This window comes from Pedobacter humicola (assembly GCF_056490705.1).
Genome location: NZ_JBWJIG010000005.1, coordinates 310,139 through 327,635, shown reverse-complemented (window position 1 = coordinate 327,635; position 17,497 = coordinate 310,139). Strand labels below are relative to the sequence as shown.

Annotated in this window: 13 protein-coding genes; 1 reads left to right on the top strand and 12 read right to left on the bottom strand. The window is 37.5% G+C overall.

The window, feature by feature from the left end; genetic code table 11:
- Positions 1-135 precede the first annotated feature (135 nt).
- The gene (locus tag AC04Q1_RS11130) at positions 136-2,670 is read left to right on the top strand and encodes a hypothetical protein (protein ID WP_478364573.1); all 2,535 of its coding nucleotides are present in this window, start codon (positions 136-138) and stop codon (positions 2,668-2,670) included.
- Positions 2,671-3,099: 429 nt separating this feature from the next.
- Here the strand turns inward: AC04Q1_RS11130 and AC04Q1_RS11125 are convergent, their stop codons facing one another.
- From AC04Q1_RS11125 to AC04Q1_RS11070, 12 genes are all read right to left on the bottom strand, one after another.
- Positions 3,100-3,939 carry an OmpA/MotB family protein gene (locus AC04Q1_RS11125; protein WP_478364571.1) on the bottom strand — a complete coding sequence of 280 codons (840 nt, stop codon included), beginning with the start codon at positions 3,937-3,939 and terminating at the stop codon, positions 3,100-3,102.
- Between the two features lie 79 nt (positions 3,940-4,018).
- Positions 4,019-4,681 carry a DUF2461 domain-containing protein gene (locus AC04Q1_RS11120; protein ID WP_478364569.1) on the bottom strand — a complete coding sequence of 221 codons (663 nt, stop codon included), beginning with the start codon at positions 4,679-4,681 and terminating at the stop codon, positions 4,019-4,021.
- An 84-nt stretch (positions 4,682-4,765) separates the two neighbouring features.
- Positions 4,766-5,164 (bottom strand): DUF983 domain-containing protein, encoded by a 399-nt coding sequence (locus AC04Q1_RS11115; protein ID WP_478364567.1) that lies wholly within the window; start codon positions 5,162-5,164, stop codon positions 4,766-4,768.
- Positions 5,165-5,168: 4 nt separating this feature from the next.
- Positions 5,169-5,441 (bottom strand): hypothetical protein, encoded by a 273-nt coding sequence (locus AC04Q1_RS11110; protein WP_478364565.1) that lies wholly within the window; start codon positions 5,439-5,441, stop codon positions 5,169-5,171.
- Positions 5,442-5,542: 101 nt separating this feature from the next.
- Complete coding sequence (locus AC04Q1_RS11105) at positions 5,543-5,929, bottom strand: hypothetical protein (RefSeq protein WP_478364563.1); 387 nt, start codon at positions 5,927-5,929, stop codon at positions 5,543-5,545.
- A gap of 72 nt (positions 5,930-6,001) precedes the next feature.
- Complete coding sequence (locus tag AC04Q1_RS11100) at positions 6,002-7,348, bottom strand: DUF4302 domain-containing protein (protein WP_478364562.1); 1,347 nt, start codon at positions 7,346-7,348, stop codon at positions 6,002-6,004.
- Between the two features lie 11 nt (positions 7,349-7,359).
- Positions 7,360-8,724 carry a substrate import-associated zinc metallohydrolase lipoprotein gene (locus AC04Q1_RS11095; protein ID WP_478364560.1) on the bottom strand — a complete coding sequence of 455 codons (1,365 nt, stop codon included), beginning with the start codon at positions 8,722-8,724 and terminating at the stop codon, positions 7,360-7,362.
- An 8-nt stretch (positions 8,725-8,732) separates the two neighbouring features.
- Positions 8,733-10,196 (bottom strand): RagB/SusD family nutrient uptake outer membrane protein, encoded by a 1,464-nt coding sequence (locus AC04Q1_RS11090; protein WP_478364558.1) that lies wholly within the window; start codon positions 10,194-10,196, stop codon positions 8,733-8,735.
- A gap of 11 nt (positions 10,197-10,207) precedes the next feature.
- Positions 10,208-13,834 carry a SusC/RagA family TonB-linked outer membrane protein gene (locus tag AC04Q1_RS11085; RefSeq protein WP_478364557.1) on the bottom strand — a complete coding sequence of 1,209 codons (3,627 nt, stop codon included), beginning with the start codon at positions 13,832-13,834 and terminating at the stop codon, positions 10,208-10,210.
- A 347-nt stretch (positions 13,835-14,181) separates the two neighbouring features.
- Positions 14,182-15,342: a FecR family protein gene (locus AC04Q1_RS11080; RefSeq protein ID WP_478364556.1), complete on the bottom strand. Its 1,161-nt coding sequence runs from the start codon at positions 15,340-15,342 to the stop codon at positions 14,182-14,184.
- A gap of 61 nt (positions 15,343-15,403) precedes the next feature.
- Positions 15,404-16,003, bottom strand: a complete 600-nt coding sequence (locus AC04Q1_RS11075) for an RNA polymerase sigma-70 factor (protein ID WP_478364555.1) — start codon at positions 16,001-16,003, stop codon at positions 15,404-15,406.
- Between the two features lie 222 nt (positions 16,004-16,225).
- Entirely contained in the window at positions 16,226-17,491 is a 1,266-nt protein-coding gene (locus tag AC04Q1_RS11070; RefSeq protein WP_478364553.1) for a DUF4302 domain-containing protein, read from the bottom strand.
- Between the last annotated feature and the right edge of the window lie 6 nt (positions 17,492-17,497).

The window sequence follows — 17,497 nt, the reverse complement described above, 5'->3', positions numbered from 1 at the left end:
GGAGCATTCTCAATGAATACATTTCTTCAATTGTGAAATTATGATGACATTAGCGCTAGTCATCCCATCTATCAATTCATGAATGCTAACGATCTCCTTATCGAACTCAGGAAATTTGTCCTTATAAAATCTGGTTTGAGAAATATCGACCCGGCCCATTGTAAGATTATTTCTGAGTATGTATTTCAAGAAACCAAAAATTACGTAAGTGAAACAACCATCAAGCGCTTCTTTGGCTTCGCGAACACTTTACATAAATTTTCTCTGTTCACATTAAATAGCTTATCTCAATATATAGGTTATAATGATTGGGATTCATTTTGTAAAGACAAGGAAAATCAAACCACCTCTGTTCAGAGCATTTGGCAGGATTTAAAATTAAAAGCACATGCCATTACCGAAGTATCGCTGATTGCGAATAAAAACAATTCCGGTGTTCCATTTAGTGCAACTGCCAACAGAAACTTTTTTTATCCCGATTTCGATTACTTTTTAAAAAACAATTATCAGTTTACTACCGTAAGTGCGCAACCGGGCCAGGGTAAATCGATATTGCTTGCACATATGGTGGAATACTTTTTCTTCTCAGAAAACGCCATATATAAAAATGATATTGTTTTATTGGTCAACTCTACCAGTATCAATACCATTCTACAAAATGGAAATAGCTTAAAAGATTGGTTCCTTAAAGAGTTTAAATTTGGCAGCCTTACCGAGTTGATCAGTTTTTTCAAAAAAAATCCCGAAAAACGCGAGGGCCGCTTTATTGTAATTGTTGATGGTATTGACGAACTTTTGGCCAGAAGCAATTATTTTAAAATATTTATAGATTTCCTGTACAGTATAGAAGAGAACAACTTTGTTAAACTCATTTTTGGCTTACGAACCAATAGTTGGATTAATCTTCAGCCGGCCATATATGGGTCTGCATCTTTAACTAAAGCCTGGTATACAGGTTTATTTTATGATGAAGATACCTTAAGTAATGTACCACTGTTAAATGTTGATGAGGTACTTTATACACTTAGTCACATTGAAAATAAAATTATCAATAGGATCGATGTAAGTCCTCCCCTATTGGCTCAATTTAAAACGCCATTCTGGCTTCAGGTTTATTTCAAGCTCAGGGATGAGAACCACCATCTTGAGCTGAATAATCCCCTGTTGTGTTACGAATTGATCAGTTATTTCTTAGAAAAACGCGTATTCCTGGCAAAAAAGAGTACTGAAAAGATATTCTTACTCAAAAAAATAAGCGATTGTATTTCTGAAGGCAACAAGAAATTAAGGGTATCAAAAGAAAAGATACTCAGTTATATCAACTGCTACCCTGATGCTTATGAAGAACTCTTGCATTCGGGCATCATTATCGAAGAGAAAAGGCTAAGCACTACGATCCCAACAGAGATTGTTCGTTTTTTAAGCGACGATATTTATACTTATTTCTTATTTATACAGATCACCGATAAGTTTGAATATAAACCTGGTAAATCATTTTTCGAATATATTTTAGCAAGCTTTCCTGCACACAATGCCCGTAGAGACCACATCTTAAACTGGGCTATCCGGTTTTGCGTAAACCGGAATGAAATTGCAGCCCTGAAAAATATATTTAAACTTCCATTTACCAATAGCGAAAAAAACAGCGCTTTCGATTTTATCTGCCACGTTGCTAAATCCGAACTCGGCAAACCCAATTCTAACTTTAATAAGTTAAGTATAGACAACGATTTTATCGATATTATGGCTTCTGGCAGAACCATGAGCACCCTATACAAAGAAACCATCAAAACAATTTCTGAGAATGTACTCAATGAAGACATTCAGATTATGCTACATGTGATCGAATGTAACGTACATCTTATCGATGTGGATAAAGTATCGTTGGCCAATACCATGCAACTGCTAAAGCGAAATTACAAAAGGTTGAATGAGCTCTTTCCGATCAATCCATACGATTTAATTTTATTCTTTTATAATAACCTGATTAATAAACCCAACGAAAGCAAAAGCCTTGAGGATAAAATCATAAAGCTTTGCCAGGAAATAGATAGAAGTACGCCACAAAAGAATGATCAAATTACTTCAGAGGAAATCCTGTGCTACCGTTTGGTATTGATTACCCTGTTTTCGCAAAAAAGTTATGCAGAATGCCACCGTTTCATTATGGCAATCTTAAGCAAATATCCTAATATATTCTATGTAAGGCATTCCGTATTCTCTCCATTTTTATTGCTTCATTTAGGCCAAACCTATATTAAGCTCAACTATTTTAAAAAAGCACAGCGAATTATCCAGTTTGTAGATAAAATAATCAGTAGCGATTATACCTATTATACCAATTTTATCCTGGCAAGTTTTAGTAGTCTTAAAGCGAATTTTTATAATGCGACGAACAATTATGAACAAGCACTTGCAGAAACGAACATCGGACTTGAAATAACCTTTAAGAATGATTTTAAAATGTTCCAAATTGCTTTTTTGTTAAGCAAGATAGATATCTTGAAGCATACAGAAGAATCAGAAGAAGTATCGAACGTCATTAAAGAACTGCTTAATTTTTTAACCATACACAAACTCTCTATGCCTGATTATTCGAACCTCAGTGGAAGCGACTTTGAACATACATTTAAGATCTTAAAATCTTACCGCCGGCACCAGAACCTGTAAAAAAGCCCCGGCAAATATTGCCGGGCTTTTACAAGAACAGGAAATCATTTACATTTCCCAGTCCTGAAGGTACTTCGTCTGTTTGGAGCGCAAGGCCTGTACAAAACAATAAATTTCTTCCCGTTTTTCGCTTTTACGCTTTCACGAAGGTTCGGGATACCTCCTTGCTGCAGGGTAACGCCTCAACCGCGGCTAGGTGGCCACAGTAGTCTTTTATTTGAAAGGTTGCAGGGTGCACAAGCCCCTTTTCCTAAACCCGATTGGAGCGAACATACCGATCCTTCATCGGTATACAGCGTAAAGCGGGACTGATGGCCTCCAAGAACCATGCGCGTTCATTTTCGAACTAAAAACTACCTGTTGTATTTGAAGCGCAGAGCCTTGGCAAAAAATTAAGTTTAATCTTATTTTACACTTGGCATTGTTATTTTATTTGATCAGATTATAAAGTTCATCCAGTTTAGGTGACAGTACGATCTCGATCCTTCTGTTCTTACTTCTGCCATCAGCGTTTGCATTGGTACCCAGTGGCTGGAATTCGCCCTTACCTGTAGCAGTCATCCTCACACTTTCTACCTTTTCATTTTCGGTGAGGTACCGTACCACTGATGTCGCCCTAAGCACACTCAAATCCCAGTTATCTTTAATCTGTCCTAAATTATTTATTTTCTGGTTATCAGTATGCCCTTCTACCGCAATGTTTATTTCGGGCTGCTGCTTAAGTACGTTGGCCAATTGTGTTAGGGCCTGTTTACCTTTTTCATCAATAATAATACTTCCCGATGGGAACAACAGTTTATCGGTTAATGATACATAAACCTTACCATTTCTAATCTCTACGGTTAAGCCGCTTTTGGTAAAGCCCAGTAATGCCTGTTGAAGCTTTTCTTTAAGCGCATTTGTTGCTTCGTCACGTTTACGCAAAACTTCCTCCACCTCTTTTAAACGTTTCTCGCGGGCAGCCAAATCTCCGGATAGTTTGGTAATTTCTGATGATGAATTGTTTTTAAGCTTTTTATAGTTTGCGTCAATTTCATTGTAGTTGCTTTGCAGATCGCGAAGTTCTTCGGCCATTAATGTGGTATCTTTTTTTAACTTACTTACTTCTTTTTCCAGGTTTTCAATTTTTATTAAACCCTCGTTGAAGGCAGTGTAAAGCGAATCTTTAGTACCCAATAAAGCTTTATACTTTTTGGGCGATAGAATTACACAGGATGTTAGCGAAGAAATAAACAGGAGAATGGCAAATGCAAGAAAGGTATTTTTCATGTTCGTTTTAGTATCGAGAGTTTAGTTGCAAGTAGTTAGCAGCAAGACATTTTATTGTTTGCAAATTGATTATTGTTTATTATTGCTCAATGGCATTGCGTAAAAATGCAACTAATGGCTGTATTATTTTAAAAGAACTTATCAACTTATTAACGAGGATTGGTTGTAAAAATTCTCTATCATCGATTTTCGTGGTGGCTTCGAAACTTTTCAGCTTTAAGAATTCGATATTCGGATCTGTCGGATCATATCCTTTAGGGGCATTTTTAAGCGCATTATCTAAGCCAAGTTTAAAGTTTTTCTTAAAGTCTTTACCGTTAATAATTTCCTTAAAATCGCCAATATTATAATCGATTTCCTGTCTGATGAGTTTTAAATGTGGCGCTTCCGGCATCCAGTACCCACCTGCAATAAAGCTTTTTCCAGGTTGGATATGGAGGTAATAACCCGGTTCGTTTCCACCTTTGCTTTTTGCGGAAAACCAGATGCCGAAGTTATTTTTATAAGGATCTTTATTTTTACTGAAACGCACATCACGGTAAATGCGCAAAAGGCTCTTTTTAGGATCGGCTTCTGCCGAAAGCAATGGATCTATTTTGGCCAGCTCGGGGATAATTGTTGCTACAAGTACCAGTACATCGGCCTTTGCATCTTCGTAAACTTGTTTATTGGCGGCAAACCATTCGCGGTTATTGTTCTCCGCTACATCTTTTATAAAATTGAGGGTCTCTTTTTTTAACATACAGCATTGGGTTAATTGGTTAATTGTTTAATCGCTGAATCTAACAATCAACCAGTTTATACGATTTAAACGATTAACCAATAATTACTTATCGTAATACGGCTTGTACTTGATATTAGGCGATAAAACATGAAGCAATATCATCCTCGAATATCGGTAATTAAAGGGATACAGGATAAAACAGCCTGCAAAAATAACAATCAGATAATGCCAGAAAGTGGCATCGGTAAGCGGGCCAAAAGCTAAATAGGTTAGAAAACTTGCAAAAAGCATTTCGATTACATTCATGGCATAACTCACATACATGGCTGCATAAAAGTAACCAGGCTCAATTTCTATACGTTGTGCACAATGGCCGCAGATTTCTTTGGTATGCTGGATGTTCCAGCCGTACATACTGCCTGTAAAGATATCTCCCCTGCGGCAATGCGGACATTTAGAATGTACAATGGCATAGAGTTTTGAGGTAGTTTGCCCGGACATGCTTTTAATTTAAATTAAAAGGCTCCTTTTTCATGTTGAGGTGAATATTTTTTTTGCGGTATTTTTTATACCAAACCACACCTACAATAACGGCCATTAAATAAGGGATAGATAACAGATATAATACTCCGGTATTTAGGCCTGCAGTTTGTGTATTCCCGTTTTTAACGCCTTGTTCGGCATTAATGGTACACATAGAACACTGGGCATTAACACTTGGCCTTACCGCAAATGTAAATACCAATAGAAACAGGATAAAAATTGCTTTCTTCTTCATTCGTTACAAATATAAGCATAAAACGTTTGGAGGGGTTTAAAAATTATGTCATAAAAAAGCCCCACTTTTTAGGGTGAGGCTTTGGAGAGAGAGAATATTTTTTATTCTGCTATTAATGCGGCGTTATTACTCGAATCCAAAGTCAAAGTAACCGAAAAACCAGAACCAGCAGTCCCATAAATATTACCATCAAAATGAGTAACCTGATGGTTAATGATCAAGTGTGCAAGGCTTCCGCTCACTGAGTTTATCGTATATAATCTATAAGCCCCACCACTCCCAGGGATTAATTTGCTCACGCTGCCGCTTATAAACTGTTCAGTTGAACTATCAAAATACAATTGACCTTCATAACCATCAGTTGAAACCGCGATAAGAATTGGATCGGTGGTTTGGTTAGGTTGTTCTTTTTTTGAAAGCGACTGAAAAGATGATAATCCAGCCACCAGAAATAAGCCGAATACAAACATTAAAACTAACTTTTTCATAATATTTTTTTAGGTAAATAAATGGTTAAAATTTAAAAGCCCCAAATTGGGGCCTTTAAAATATAAAAGCGTTTACTGCAGAAGAAATGTCATTACAATTGATGGATCTTCAACACTGGTCATTTTTGCATAAATATTAGCTCCATCAACATAATAATCGAAAGTCACACTATTTGCCAATAAGAAAGCATGTAACCTTGAAAGTGAATTTGCGACATAACCACCAGAAGCTGCTGCAAATTGAGTAAACTTGTATACCCCGTTGGCATCAACGGTATAGTTGTATACAATAGTCGTTATCCAGCCAGAACTGCCACCATTTTGACTACTAAACCCATTTAAGTTTAATCGTTTATTGGCGATATTCCAGGTGAAGTTGATGTATCCGGAATTAAAACTGTAACCTGTAACAGCAGGGGTTAATCCATTATGGAAATAGTTTAGAATTGCAGCACCATTGGCACTTGTTCCCGGATAGATCGTTTTATATGGAGATAACATCCCCCCGTATTTACTACCCCATAACCTATAAAGTGGTACAATTGGCGCAGCAGAATTTTTAACGATATACTCTTTACCAGTCGAATCATATAAAGCTAAAGTAGTTGCATCCTTCCAGGCAACACGGATAAAAGTAATACCCTGCCACACTAATCCACCATCTAAAATTTCAGCACCGGTTAGCGTAAAAGCAAATTTTTGCCCACTGGAGAAAATCGTAGCCCCGTCCGCTAAAACACCGGTTAAATCAATTCTTTTACCAGACAGAACGCTATTTGAAAGATTTGGAGAAACGCCAACTTTTAAAGTACTGCCCCCTGAAACGATCTCGATATACGGATTAGTATTAGTGGTAAAAAAACTTTTGATCTTGTCTATAGCCGTTTTTAATCCTGCGGCTTCATAAGCAGTTCTTTGCGCCGCAGTAGCCTTAACCATTTTCAATGGCTGGCGGTATCTTTTACCTATAAAAACGATGCTATCGCCCGATATCCTATCGTAAATGAAATCAACATCACTCTTAAAACCTGTTTTAGCGATTCCGCCAAAAGTAGAAGGATCTGGATCGTTTAACATGGTAATATAGTTGAACGTATCAAAAACTAAATCTACACCTTGATCTTGCTTCACACGGTAGTACGAAGCATATTCTGTTTTCGATGATCCTTCATCCAAATCTGCATACATCTTCACATTTTCAGCCGCATCAAACTTCATAAAAAAACTATATCCCCCTCCGTCAGCAGTTGGCGTAGTTGCTATCCATCCGTTTGCAGCACCACTGAGGGTAGTTTTCACTTTTGCGATGGCCTCACCCATCCTGATTTCCGGATCTTCATCAAATTTAGCTACAAATGATGATTTCTTGCAGCCTGCAAATACCAGCAGGCAAGCAAATAAAAATAATATTCTTTTCATATCAGTTATATTTATTGCCCTAAAGCACCGTAAAAATAATTAGCAGGCGTTCCACTAACATAAAATCCACCAAAATTCGTATAAGTACCGGAGTTGTAACCAGCTGGTAACCAATCCGCAACAAAAGTATTAGTGTTTAAGTAGGTTAAAAGTGGTTGTACTGATGTTAATAAGGTAGCCGCATTTCCAGTTGGGGCAGCTGATGATAATGTGAATTTAGTGGCACCTGTAGCATCAGTTACGGCCATATCAAAATTATAATTTGCTACATAGGCAGTTGTTCCCTGAGAAAAATTCACAGTCATCGTCATCGCAGTGGCTGATGTAAAATTTAATTTTACGGAGTTGAAAGTTAATCCAAAATTTGGTATGGCATTTACATTGGCTTTTGATGTCTGATAAGCTGTTCTAAACTGGTCTGAAATACCAAACTGACTATAAGTTACATCATTATCCAGATTTATCGTCATGCTTTTATATAAGTTCCTGTTTAACCAATAGCCAAAAGAAACTGATGGGTCTTTAACAGTAGTTTTAATATAATTCTGAACTTCCTTCTGTAATTTTCTGAAATCAATACCAAAGGCAGTTGTAAAATAATTTACAACGTTTGCCTCTTTTAGTTTAAGCCTGTTTTTAGCGGTCGCATTTGAAGTATTGGCATAGTTATCATAATAAGACTGACCTGAAACCAATAACGTAGCTGTTGTTTCTGCGTAATCCTCTGTAGGGCTACCACTGGCATAACTACCCAAAAATCCATTTTCTTTAGCTGTTTGTGCTGTTGTTAATGTCCATGGTTGTTTATAAGTACCACCAGAAATGGCTTCAAAATCAATAGGAATAGCTACAGTTTGGTTTAAAATATGGGTAAATTCGTGATGAATAACATACAACCTGGAAGTTACAAAGTTAGGTGAAAGGCTGAAATTATTAAGGCCATATAGTGTAACCCTTTTTCCTCCAGCCGCTGTTCCGGCGATAGCAGAACCATCAGTTTGGTATTTTGCAGAGCCATATAACACCCATTCTTTAGGGTTTGTACGTTGCACAAAATTTAAACCCGCTATTTTTAGATATGGCGTCAGGTAGCCATCCAATACAGTTTGCATCATAGGCTGCACATTTTCTGGCTTAAGAGGCGCAACATCGGCTGCGGCATCTCCATAATAATATCTGTTAAATCTGTATACCACCCTCATGTTATAGGGATTTAGGAAGTTCGTATTTAACCACTTATCCAAATCCGTATTGGTTTCGGGCATGTCTAAATTATATTTATTAAAATCGACATCTAAATCCTCCGTTTTCCTACATGAGGTAACAATAGCCAAAACCATGATTAAGGCTAATGAACTTTTTATAATATTTTTCATAATCGTATTTATCTTGGATTAAGTTCTACTCCCGAAAGTTTTACTTCGTTTGGTAATTGAAACAATCTGCGTGGATCGCCCGGTTTTAATTCCATAAAGCTCTCTACACCTACGTTACTGAATATATTATGTTTTACAGTTAGACCTGTACGAACAATATCCATCCATCTGATACCTTCTTCTAAAAACTCTGCTTTTTTTGATTCCAAAATGGTTTGTATCAATCCTTGTTTCGGATCGTCGATACTATAAAACGCTTTTATTTTATCTAGGGTCACAACATCAGTATTGGCATTGTAATTTCTGATTCTAACTTTCATGAAGTCATTAATATCATTTAAAGCAGCTTCATTATTACCCAATTGGGCATAAGCCTCAGCCCTGTTCATTAAAGTTTCATCAGCCGTAAGTAATGGCACAACCAGATACGGGAAACCGATCCCCGGCCCTGTATAAAAGAAATAGTATAGGTATTTAAGGGTATTATAGTTTCCGGCACTCCATTGATAAACCTTATTTGCCAATATTTTGCCAGTAACGTTTGGAGAGGTGTACATTCTCACCAATTTATTACCAATACCGTGATTTGGTGTATTCACATAAGTATAAGTACTATATGCATTACCTAACATAAGTGCAGTTCTTTGCTCAGTTTTAGTATAGTTAGCTCTAAAATCGTTGTTCGTCATTTCGTATAAGGTTGTAGAAACTGGCCTCATATTATTAACAAAATCGTTTCCTGGAACCGTTAAATTAGCGTGATCAATTACTTTTTGCCATTCTCCCAGGAAAAGATAAAAACGGGATGCAAAAGCATGAGCAGCTGAAGGTGTGAAATGGTATTTTGGAACTGTATAGGCACTTGCCGATAAAAGTGGTAATCCTTCTTCAAGATCCTTTTTAATTTTGTCATAAGTTTCTTGAACAGTTCCTCTTGAATATTGTTTAATCGGCTCAGTTTCCGGAACAGTAACATATGGAACACCAGGAGAATTATTAGCACCTCCTTTTTCATATGGTTTTGCAAAAAATACGGCTAACATAAAGTGAGCATAAGCACGGGCTACCAATGCCTCACCTTTATATGGCAGCACTGCAGGACCAAAATTACCATTTTCTATAGCTTGTAAAGCCTGATTAGCGGCCGCGATAGCTTCGTAGCATCCATTCCAATAAGACCCTGGACTATTGGTATCTGTTCCAGAAAGATCTTCCCAGTAATACGGTTTGTCCCATTGGTCGTTTAAATCGCCAACACCTTTTTCTTTTTCTTCCGTATTATCAGAAGCCGCCTCAGCAAAAGTGATATAATGTGCCGAGGGGTAAGCTGTGGCCGTTAACTGTGCTACTTTAGCAACGGTTGTGATTTCTGTTCTATTATCAGGTACTTTATCTAAATATTTTTTACACGATTGTAATGATACTAAGAGCGTTATGCCAGATAATATTGTGATTGATTTTATTAGTTTCATAGTCATTTAAATTAAAATCCAACTCTTAATGATAGTGTAAATTGTGTCGGAACCGGTAATGCAACTCCTCCTGTTGAGAAGAACTCTGGATCTTCACCATTTAATCTTTTATCGGCGTACAGTACCGCAACATTATCACAAGCCAGAATAAATGAAGCATTTGTCATTTTAAACTTCGACGTGATTTTCTTTGGAATGTCATAACTAGCCGTAATTCTGGATAGCTTTATATAATCGCCACTTACAACCCGTTCTGTAGAATAGTTGTAAAGGTTATAAGGATAGGTTGGATTGGTTGTTGAACCTGTTGAGCTTATAATTGCGGCAGCCGAAACCGGATCGAGCAATGAAGGAATATTGGTAAATTTCTCATCCCCAGGCATAATCCACCTGTTTAATACATCACGGCTCAATGTTGTCATATCTGAATAAGATGCAGCTATAGAAGGTGCTAAACGTAATGCATTTCCTGCCGAGAATTTAAATAGTGCAGATAGAGAAAAATTCTTGTACCTGAACTGGTTAAAAAACCCTCCTGTTGTGGTCGGATCTGTGGGGCCTTCATATTTTAGGATATCGATATTATCATCTTGCAAACCAATATATGTTGTAGCTGCTCCATCGGTACCATAAAAAGTAGGGTAACCATATTGTGGATTTAAACCAGCAAACTGAACGGAAAACAATCCTCTTTGAGGATACCCTAAAACAGCTCCACCTGTTGCAGATACCGCTCTCCAGATGTTAGGTAGGGCGTCTAAATCAGTAATTTTGTTTTTATTAAATGAAAAGTTAAAATTGGTGGTCCATTTAAAATTATCACCGTTAACTGGCGAGCCTGAAATGGTGAATTCGATACCTTTACTAGACATTGCTGCATAATTGGCTGTTTTGGTAAATTCACCCCCAATACCAGAAGTATTCAAACTACCCAATAAATCGTGGATATTACGTTTGTACACGTCAACCGAAAGGTTTACTTTGTTTTTAAAAAATCTTAAATCTAAGCCGATGTTAGCATCATACGATTTTTCCCAGGTTAACTGGGTATTTTGAAGTGTTGAAATATAGGTTTGGATTTCCTGATCTTTCAATAACGTTCTTCTGGATATCTGATCGTAAAAAACAGGTAGTGAGTTGGTTGCACTACCGATACTCGCTGTTAATCCATAAGAACCTCTTAAAACTGCAGAAGTTACGATATCATTCTTAGGCCAGAAACTTTCCTGATCAGCATTCCAGGAGCCAGATACGTTCCATGTTGGCAACCATCTCGCATTTGTACTTCTGCCCATTTTATTAGACCCATCGTAACGTGTAGTGGCATTAAAACTATAGCGCCCTTTGTACGAATAAGCCGCTCTTAACATGTACGCAACATAACGCTCATAATTGTTGCCCATTCCAAAATAAGCCTTACCTGCTTCACCAGCCTGCTTGAAGTACAAATAACTAGGATTTACCAATCCTCCATTTTCATATTGATAACCGATACCATTAAAATACTCATTCTGTCTATCGATATACCTAACCTCCATTGAACCAAAAATGTTAAGCAAATGTTCATCGTTAAAGTTCTTGTCGTAAACAAGGTCATGTCTGAAATAATAATTTGTTAAATTATCACCAGCGGTATTGTAAAATCCACCTGATGGCAAGATACTCGTAGGTAATCCGGTTGGGTTAGCTGAATCAATATATAAATACTGGTTATCACCATCACGTGTGGCATCACCACCCGATCTAAATGCCTGTGCCTGGTTAGATTGCTCTAATACATAACTTTGTCTTTCTGATTTAGAAAATCTATAAGCAGCATTGATTGAGTAAGTTAAAGAAGGTATAATTTTATACTTTACGCCGCCCTGAACTTTAATATCCAGCATTTGCAATGTGGTATAGTTATTTTCCAATTCATTTAGAATATTGAAAGGAGCATAGTTTCTAACAAAATACTCCAGGTTTCCATTTTCATCATATGGTGTAATTAAACGACTTGTATTACGGGCATAATTATATGGATTTACATCAAATTCACGGTAGTAACTGCCATATACAGGGTCTGATTGACGGTCGGAATTACCACTTGGTGTTCTTTGGTTACGAATAGAAGCAGTGGTAAGGAGCTCGAAGCTTAATTTTTTACTTGGTGCAAAATTTACCCTGAAATTCCCTGTAAAGCGATCTACGTTGCTACCAATGGTTTGACCTTTATCATTCAAATATGAAGTTGAGGCATAAGTTTGGAACTTTTCGGTACCCGAAGTTACGCTCATGGAGTGTTCTTGCTTCAATGAATTCTTGTAAAGTATATCAAACCAATCTGTATTGGCATTTGCATATCTGGTTAAGAAATTTGAAACGCTTGATTTATCATATTTTAAAGCAAAACTTTTTGTTGCCGGATCATAATTATACAGCTCATTGTACATTTTATAAAAGATACCTCCGTTTTGCCCACTCGATGATGAAGGGATTTGATAAGCACCTTTATTAAAATATTCCACTAAAACAGCCATTTGCTCATCAGAGTTCAAAATATCTGTTCCTTCATATGTTGGTTTTGAATAGGTGGTAAAGTTTCCTGTATAACTAATTTTTGGGGCACCTTCCGTTTGTCTACCTTTTTTTGTGGTTACCACAATTACACCGTTCATTGCACGGGCACCGTACATTGCTGTTGCCGCTGCATCTTTTAAAATATTGAAACTTTCAATATCATCGGCATTTAATCCAGCAACTGATGACCCTAGTAAAGTATTCGCATCACCACTTGATAAAGCTTCATTTGAAATGTTAACAACATCTTCCAAAATAATACCATCAATTACCCAGAGTGGTTTGTTATCTCCTGATAAAGAAGTTGCACCACGTACTCTGATTTTTGGCGCGGCACCAAATGTGCCCGATACGTTTTGCAGGGTAACACCAGCTACCTGCCCTTCCAGCATACGGCTGATATCAGAAACACCCAGTCTTTCAACGTCTGATACTTTTAACTGAGTGGCCGCACCTGTAAATAATTTTCGGTCTAACTGTTGATAACCGGTAGACACCACATTCACCTCTTTCAACTGCGCCGCGTCTTCTTCTAAAGTAACATTAACAACTGTTTTATTTCCTGTAGGTACCTCAATGGTTTTATAGCCGATATAACTAAAGACCAAAGTAGCCCCTTCTTTTACAGAAATGGTGTAATCTCCTGAAGAACTTGTTGATACGGCATTGGCAGCACCTTTTTCGCGAACGCTTACTCCCGGTAATGCAGCGCCATTTTTATCTCTTACCTTACCAGATACTTTTACGGCCACAAAATACCCCAGCACCTTATCCAGTATTGATTTTTCAGTAGGTTTAATTAAAATGGTCTTATCTTCAATGGTATAGGTAAGATCCTTTCCCGAAATAATTTTCGCCATTACTTCTTCGATGGTCGAATTGCTAAAATTAGCATTAAAAGTAGTTGTACTACTAATTTTGTTTGTAGATAACAATACATCGTAACCAGATTGCAATCTGATTTCCTTGAACATTTTTTCTAAGGTTACATTCCTTTCTTTTAAGGTAACCAACTGGCCAAATGAAGCTGCACTTACCTGCATTAACGAGGCAAGCAGTACAACCGTAACTAACTTCATAATCAATAGCAATTTAGGTATGTAGCGTCGATGCGTACATAAAATTCCAATATAAATTTTGTACATTTAATAATCTGTTTTTTTGCGAAGCGCAATGAAGTTTGGACGCCAAAAAGCGTTTCGCGGGTTATCCAAGAAATAATTGATTTTTTAATCGATTCCGGCTTACGGAATAGCTAAACAGATAATAAAGGGGGTGTTGCAAGCACTCCTTTTTTTATTCATTCATCTTTGAATCGTCAGGAGTTTTGTCGAGGTATCTTCATAATTTGTTAGGGTTAGGTTAAGTTGATTAAGTTGTTTTATTTTTAGAGATAAAGGTTAGTCATGCCTTCATCTGTTCTCGTTTATTCTTTGTAGACAATTACTTTATTGCCTTTAATATCAAAATGCACTTCGCCGGTCTGCTCAAACTTGGTCAGCACTTTCGATATTTTTTCAAAACGGCTTACCGTTCCGTAATACATTACCTCTTTTGCAGCTTGATCAGCGTATTCTATCTCTACATTATACCAACGGGCCACTTTGCGCAAAATGCTTTCTTGTTTTTCATTGTTGAACATGAAATACCCATTTTTCCACGCAATGGCTTCATCCACATCAACACCTTTTATATTAATACCCGAAGCGGATACGATAGACTGCTCTCCCGGCTTAAGGATTTCGCTCTGATTAGTGCTATGGTGCAAAACGCGCACACTTCCCTCTAGCAGGGTGGTTTTGGTTACGATTTCGTCTTGATAGCTGTTAATATTAAAGTGTGTACCCAGCACCTCAACAGATTGCTTATCTGTTTCTACAATAAAAGGATGCGCTGCATTTTTGGCCACTTCAAAATAGGCCTCACCATCTAATTTCACCATACGCTGTTTTGCCGTTCCAATATTTAAGGCGTATTGAATAGAAGAAGCCGCATTAAGCCAAACTGTAGATCCATCCGGTAAACGGATTTGCCATTCGCCGCCGTTAGGGGTAGATATGGTGTTTAACCGCGTATCCTCAGTATTTTTTGATTCAGCTACTTTGTACACCAATTGGCCATTGGCCGTTTTAGTAATGGAGAATCCGGCTTCTTTGGCAATATCCCCGTTCATGGCATCAGAAAGGGATATTTTCTTACCGTCTGCCAGGGTTAAAACTGCCTTATTTTTACCAGGGAGAACATCAGTAGCAAAAACATGTTCTCTTTTTTTGGTTAAAGAAATATAACCGGTAAAAGAAAATACCACAAAAACCACAGCGGCTGCAGCCCACCGTAACCTGCTCATCAAAATTCTACGAGGTGTACGGCTTGGTTTATCTACAGCAAGGATTTTTTTCAGGATAGGGTTCCACTTTTTATCGATTACCTCACCCGCATTCTCCTCTTCGGCAATAATCATTTTCACGATTTCATCGCTAACGAGAGAAGAATTCTGCTCTGCCAAGGCCAAAAGCTCTTGCTTTTCTGCCTGATTGAGTTGCCCTGCTGTAAACTGTTGTAAAAGATAATTGATGCGTACTTCCATAAAGATTCTGATACTAAGAAGCAGTAAACAGAAATTAGGACTATCGGGATTTCAACTTTTTTTATTTTATTTTAAAAAAATATAATGCAATGGGTACAACAAAGGTTATTCCATGCTGATCGAGCTGGGTTCTGATAGATTTTAAGGCAATTACAAGGGCATTTTTCACCGTACTGGGCGATAAACCCAACATTTCGGCTATTTCTGGGATGGTTTTACCGTCACCTCTACTGAGCTGGTATATTTTCTTACGTTGTTCGGGCAATTGATCAACCGCAACGGCTACAATTTTGTTAATTTCGTTTAAATAAACAACATCAGCCGTATGGTTATGACTGTTAGGCTGTTTTGCAGTAAAAGCATCCACAACCCGGTCTTCTTTTAATTTTTTGCGTAAATAACTTAAACATTCATTCGAAACGTATTTGTAAAGGTAGGCTTTCACATTGTCCACATCGGCCAACTTATCTCTGTTTAACCAAACCCTTAAAAAGGCATCCTGAATAATTTCTTCAGCGGCATCATCAGATTTGGTAAATTTTGAGGCAAATATTTGGAGCACAGGAAGGTATTTGAAAAACAAAACAGAAAAGGCTTGTTCATCTCCTTCTACAATCTTATCAATCAGTGCACGTTCTTTATCCGCGTTGCTTACCGCCATAAATTATTTAATCATAATTTTTTTATGTCTTTTATTATTCCGAAGCATAATAATCGCGCAATTTATAATTAGCGAGAATGAATACTAAAACAATTTAGTGTAGTAATGAATTCAACTTTATAATCAAATATACAGATTATGAAATTTCACGCACTAAAAAATGTGTTAAAAATAAAACCCTCACTTTTTAGGGTGAGGGTTCTGAGAGGGCGTTGTTAATAACTATTCGAAGGTTATCCAGCTCCTTGCATCTGCAACAGCTACCATGTCATATACTCTGGTATCTGTTTGTATCACATAAAAGCCACCTTGCTTGAGAAAATTATTGGTGGTATTGGTGATAATGTGCTGTATTGCAGCTGGTGGGGTTCCGTAACTACCATCCTGAACATAAGAAATCTTACCATCAGCACTTACTGTTGGTATAATGGCAGGGCCATAAGCACCGTATGCTGTAGTTAACCAAAATCTAACAGCTCCATAAGCCTGTCCGGTAATTTTGGGGTAGTAATCAATAGAAAAGAAATTAGGTATTGTTCTCACTCCATAAGCATCAACCACACCATCAACCGTAAAACCTGTATAACATTCACTATACGTTCCATAAACAGGATTAGCCAAAAATCTTGCAGCAACGGTTTTATCATATTGCAGGGGTGTTATTGCTTCCTTTATTTGTAATGATGCACCACCATTGGTACTGGCATTAATAAATCCTGTTGCTGCATCAAAAGATACTCCGTTTAACCCGGTTATTGTTGTGCTACCGATAACCAATGGGCTAAATAAGATTAATGAAGTTCCGGAAACAAAGTAATTGCTGCTAGCTGTTTTTAGTACTCCTGCTTCAAGGTAGTCGAATCCAAGAACTCGCCTGTTCGGATCTAATTTTACCTCACAATCTAAACTACCAACCGTGGCGCGTTTAAAATAGGTTCTCAATTTAGATAGGGTTGCAGTCATATCTTCAGGGGCAGTAAATGCCGAAGCATTATCAGCAGCAGATTTTGACCTTACCAAAACCAGTTTACTTTTATTAAAAGTCCCCTCCAGTTTTATCGTATCTGCACTGGCCGAAAGAAAGGCAAATTCGAAATCTGAATAATAACCGCCGCCTGTATCACCCCCAAATTTGCTTGGTGTTGGATCTGCTATCAGGTGTAAGGTTGAATAGGTATCGAACAATAAAGTTGGTCTTTGCAGGGCTTTTAACCTATACGAACTTTCGTTTGGTGTAGGCTCATAATCTGCCGACATTGTGGTCCTGTTCTTATCCGTAAAACTGAACAGGAAGGTAGCAAGAACTTTACTATCGGTTAACAGATAGCCTTTCCAACCAAACTGTGCCCCAGCCAACTGGGTTTGATATGCTTTTAATGTTTCCGACAAACGCTCGTCAGCGTTACCAAGTAGTGGCTCTGTTTTGTCTTTTTTACAAGCGCCTAAGGCCACTGCAAACAAGAATAAATATAATAAATGCTTTTTCATCGTCTT

Excerpts from the sequence above, each read along its gene's own strand:
- AC04Q1_RS11125 (WP_478364571.1), bottom strand. The coding sequence starts at position 3,939 with ATGAAAAATACCTTTCTTGCATTTGCCATTCTCCTGTTTATTTCTTCG.
- AC04Q1_RS11120 (WP_478364569.1), bottom strand. The coding sequence starts at position 4,681 with ATGTTAAAAAAAGAGACCCTCAATTTTATAAAAGATGTAGCGGAGAAC.
- AC04Q1_RS11115 (WP_478364567.1), bottom strand. The coding sequence starts at position 5,164 with ATGTCCGGGCAAACTACCTCAAAACTCTATGCCATTGTACATTCTAAA.
- AC04Q1_RS11110 (WP_478364565.1), bottom strand. The coding sequence starts at position 5,441 with ATGAAGAAGAAAGCAATTTTTATCCTGTTTCTATTGGTATTTACATTT.
- AC04Q1_RS11105 (WP_478364563.1), bottom strand. The coding sequence starts at position 5,929 with ATGAAAAAGTTAGTTTTAATGTTTGTATTCGGCTTATTTCTGGTGGCT.
- AC04Q1_RS11100 (WP_478364562.1), bottom strand. The coding sequence starts at position 7,348 with ATGAAAAGAATATTATTTTTATTTGCTTGCCTGCTGGTATTTGCAGGC.
- AC04Q1_RS11095 (WP_478364560.1), bottom strand. The coding sequence starts at position 8,724 with ATGAAAAATATTATAAAAAGTTCATTAGCCTTAATCATGGTTTTGGCT.
- AC04Q1_RS11090 (WP_478364558.1), bottom strand. The coding sequence starts at position 10,196 with ATGAAACTAATAAAATCAATCACAATATTATCTGGCATAACGCTCTTA.
- AC04Q1_RS11085 (WP_478364557.1), bottom strand. The coding sequence starts at position 13,834 with ATGAAGTTAGTTACGGTTGTACTGCTTGCCTCGTTAATGCAGGTAAGT.
- AC04Q1_RS11080 (WP_478364556.1), bottom strand. The coding sequence starts at position 15,342 with ATGGAAGTACGCATCAATTATCTTTTACAACAGTTTACAGCAGGGCAA.
- AC04Q1_RS11075 (WP_478364555.1), bottom strand. The coding sequence starts at position 16,003 with ATGGCGGTAAGCAACGCGGATAAAGAACGTGCACTGATTGATAAGATT.
- AC04Q1_RS11070 (WP_478364553.1), bottom strand. The coding sequence starts at position 17,491 with ATGAAAAAGCATTTATTATATTTATTCTTGTTTGCAGTGGCCTTAGGC.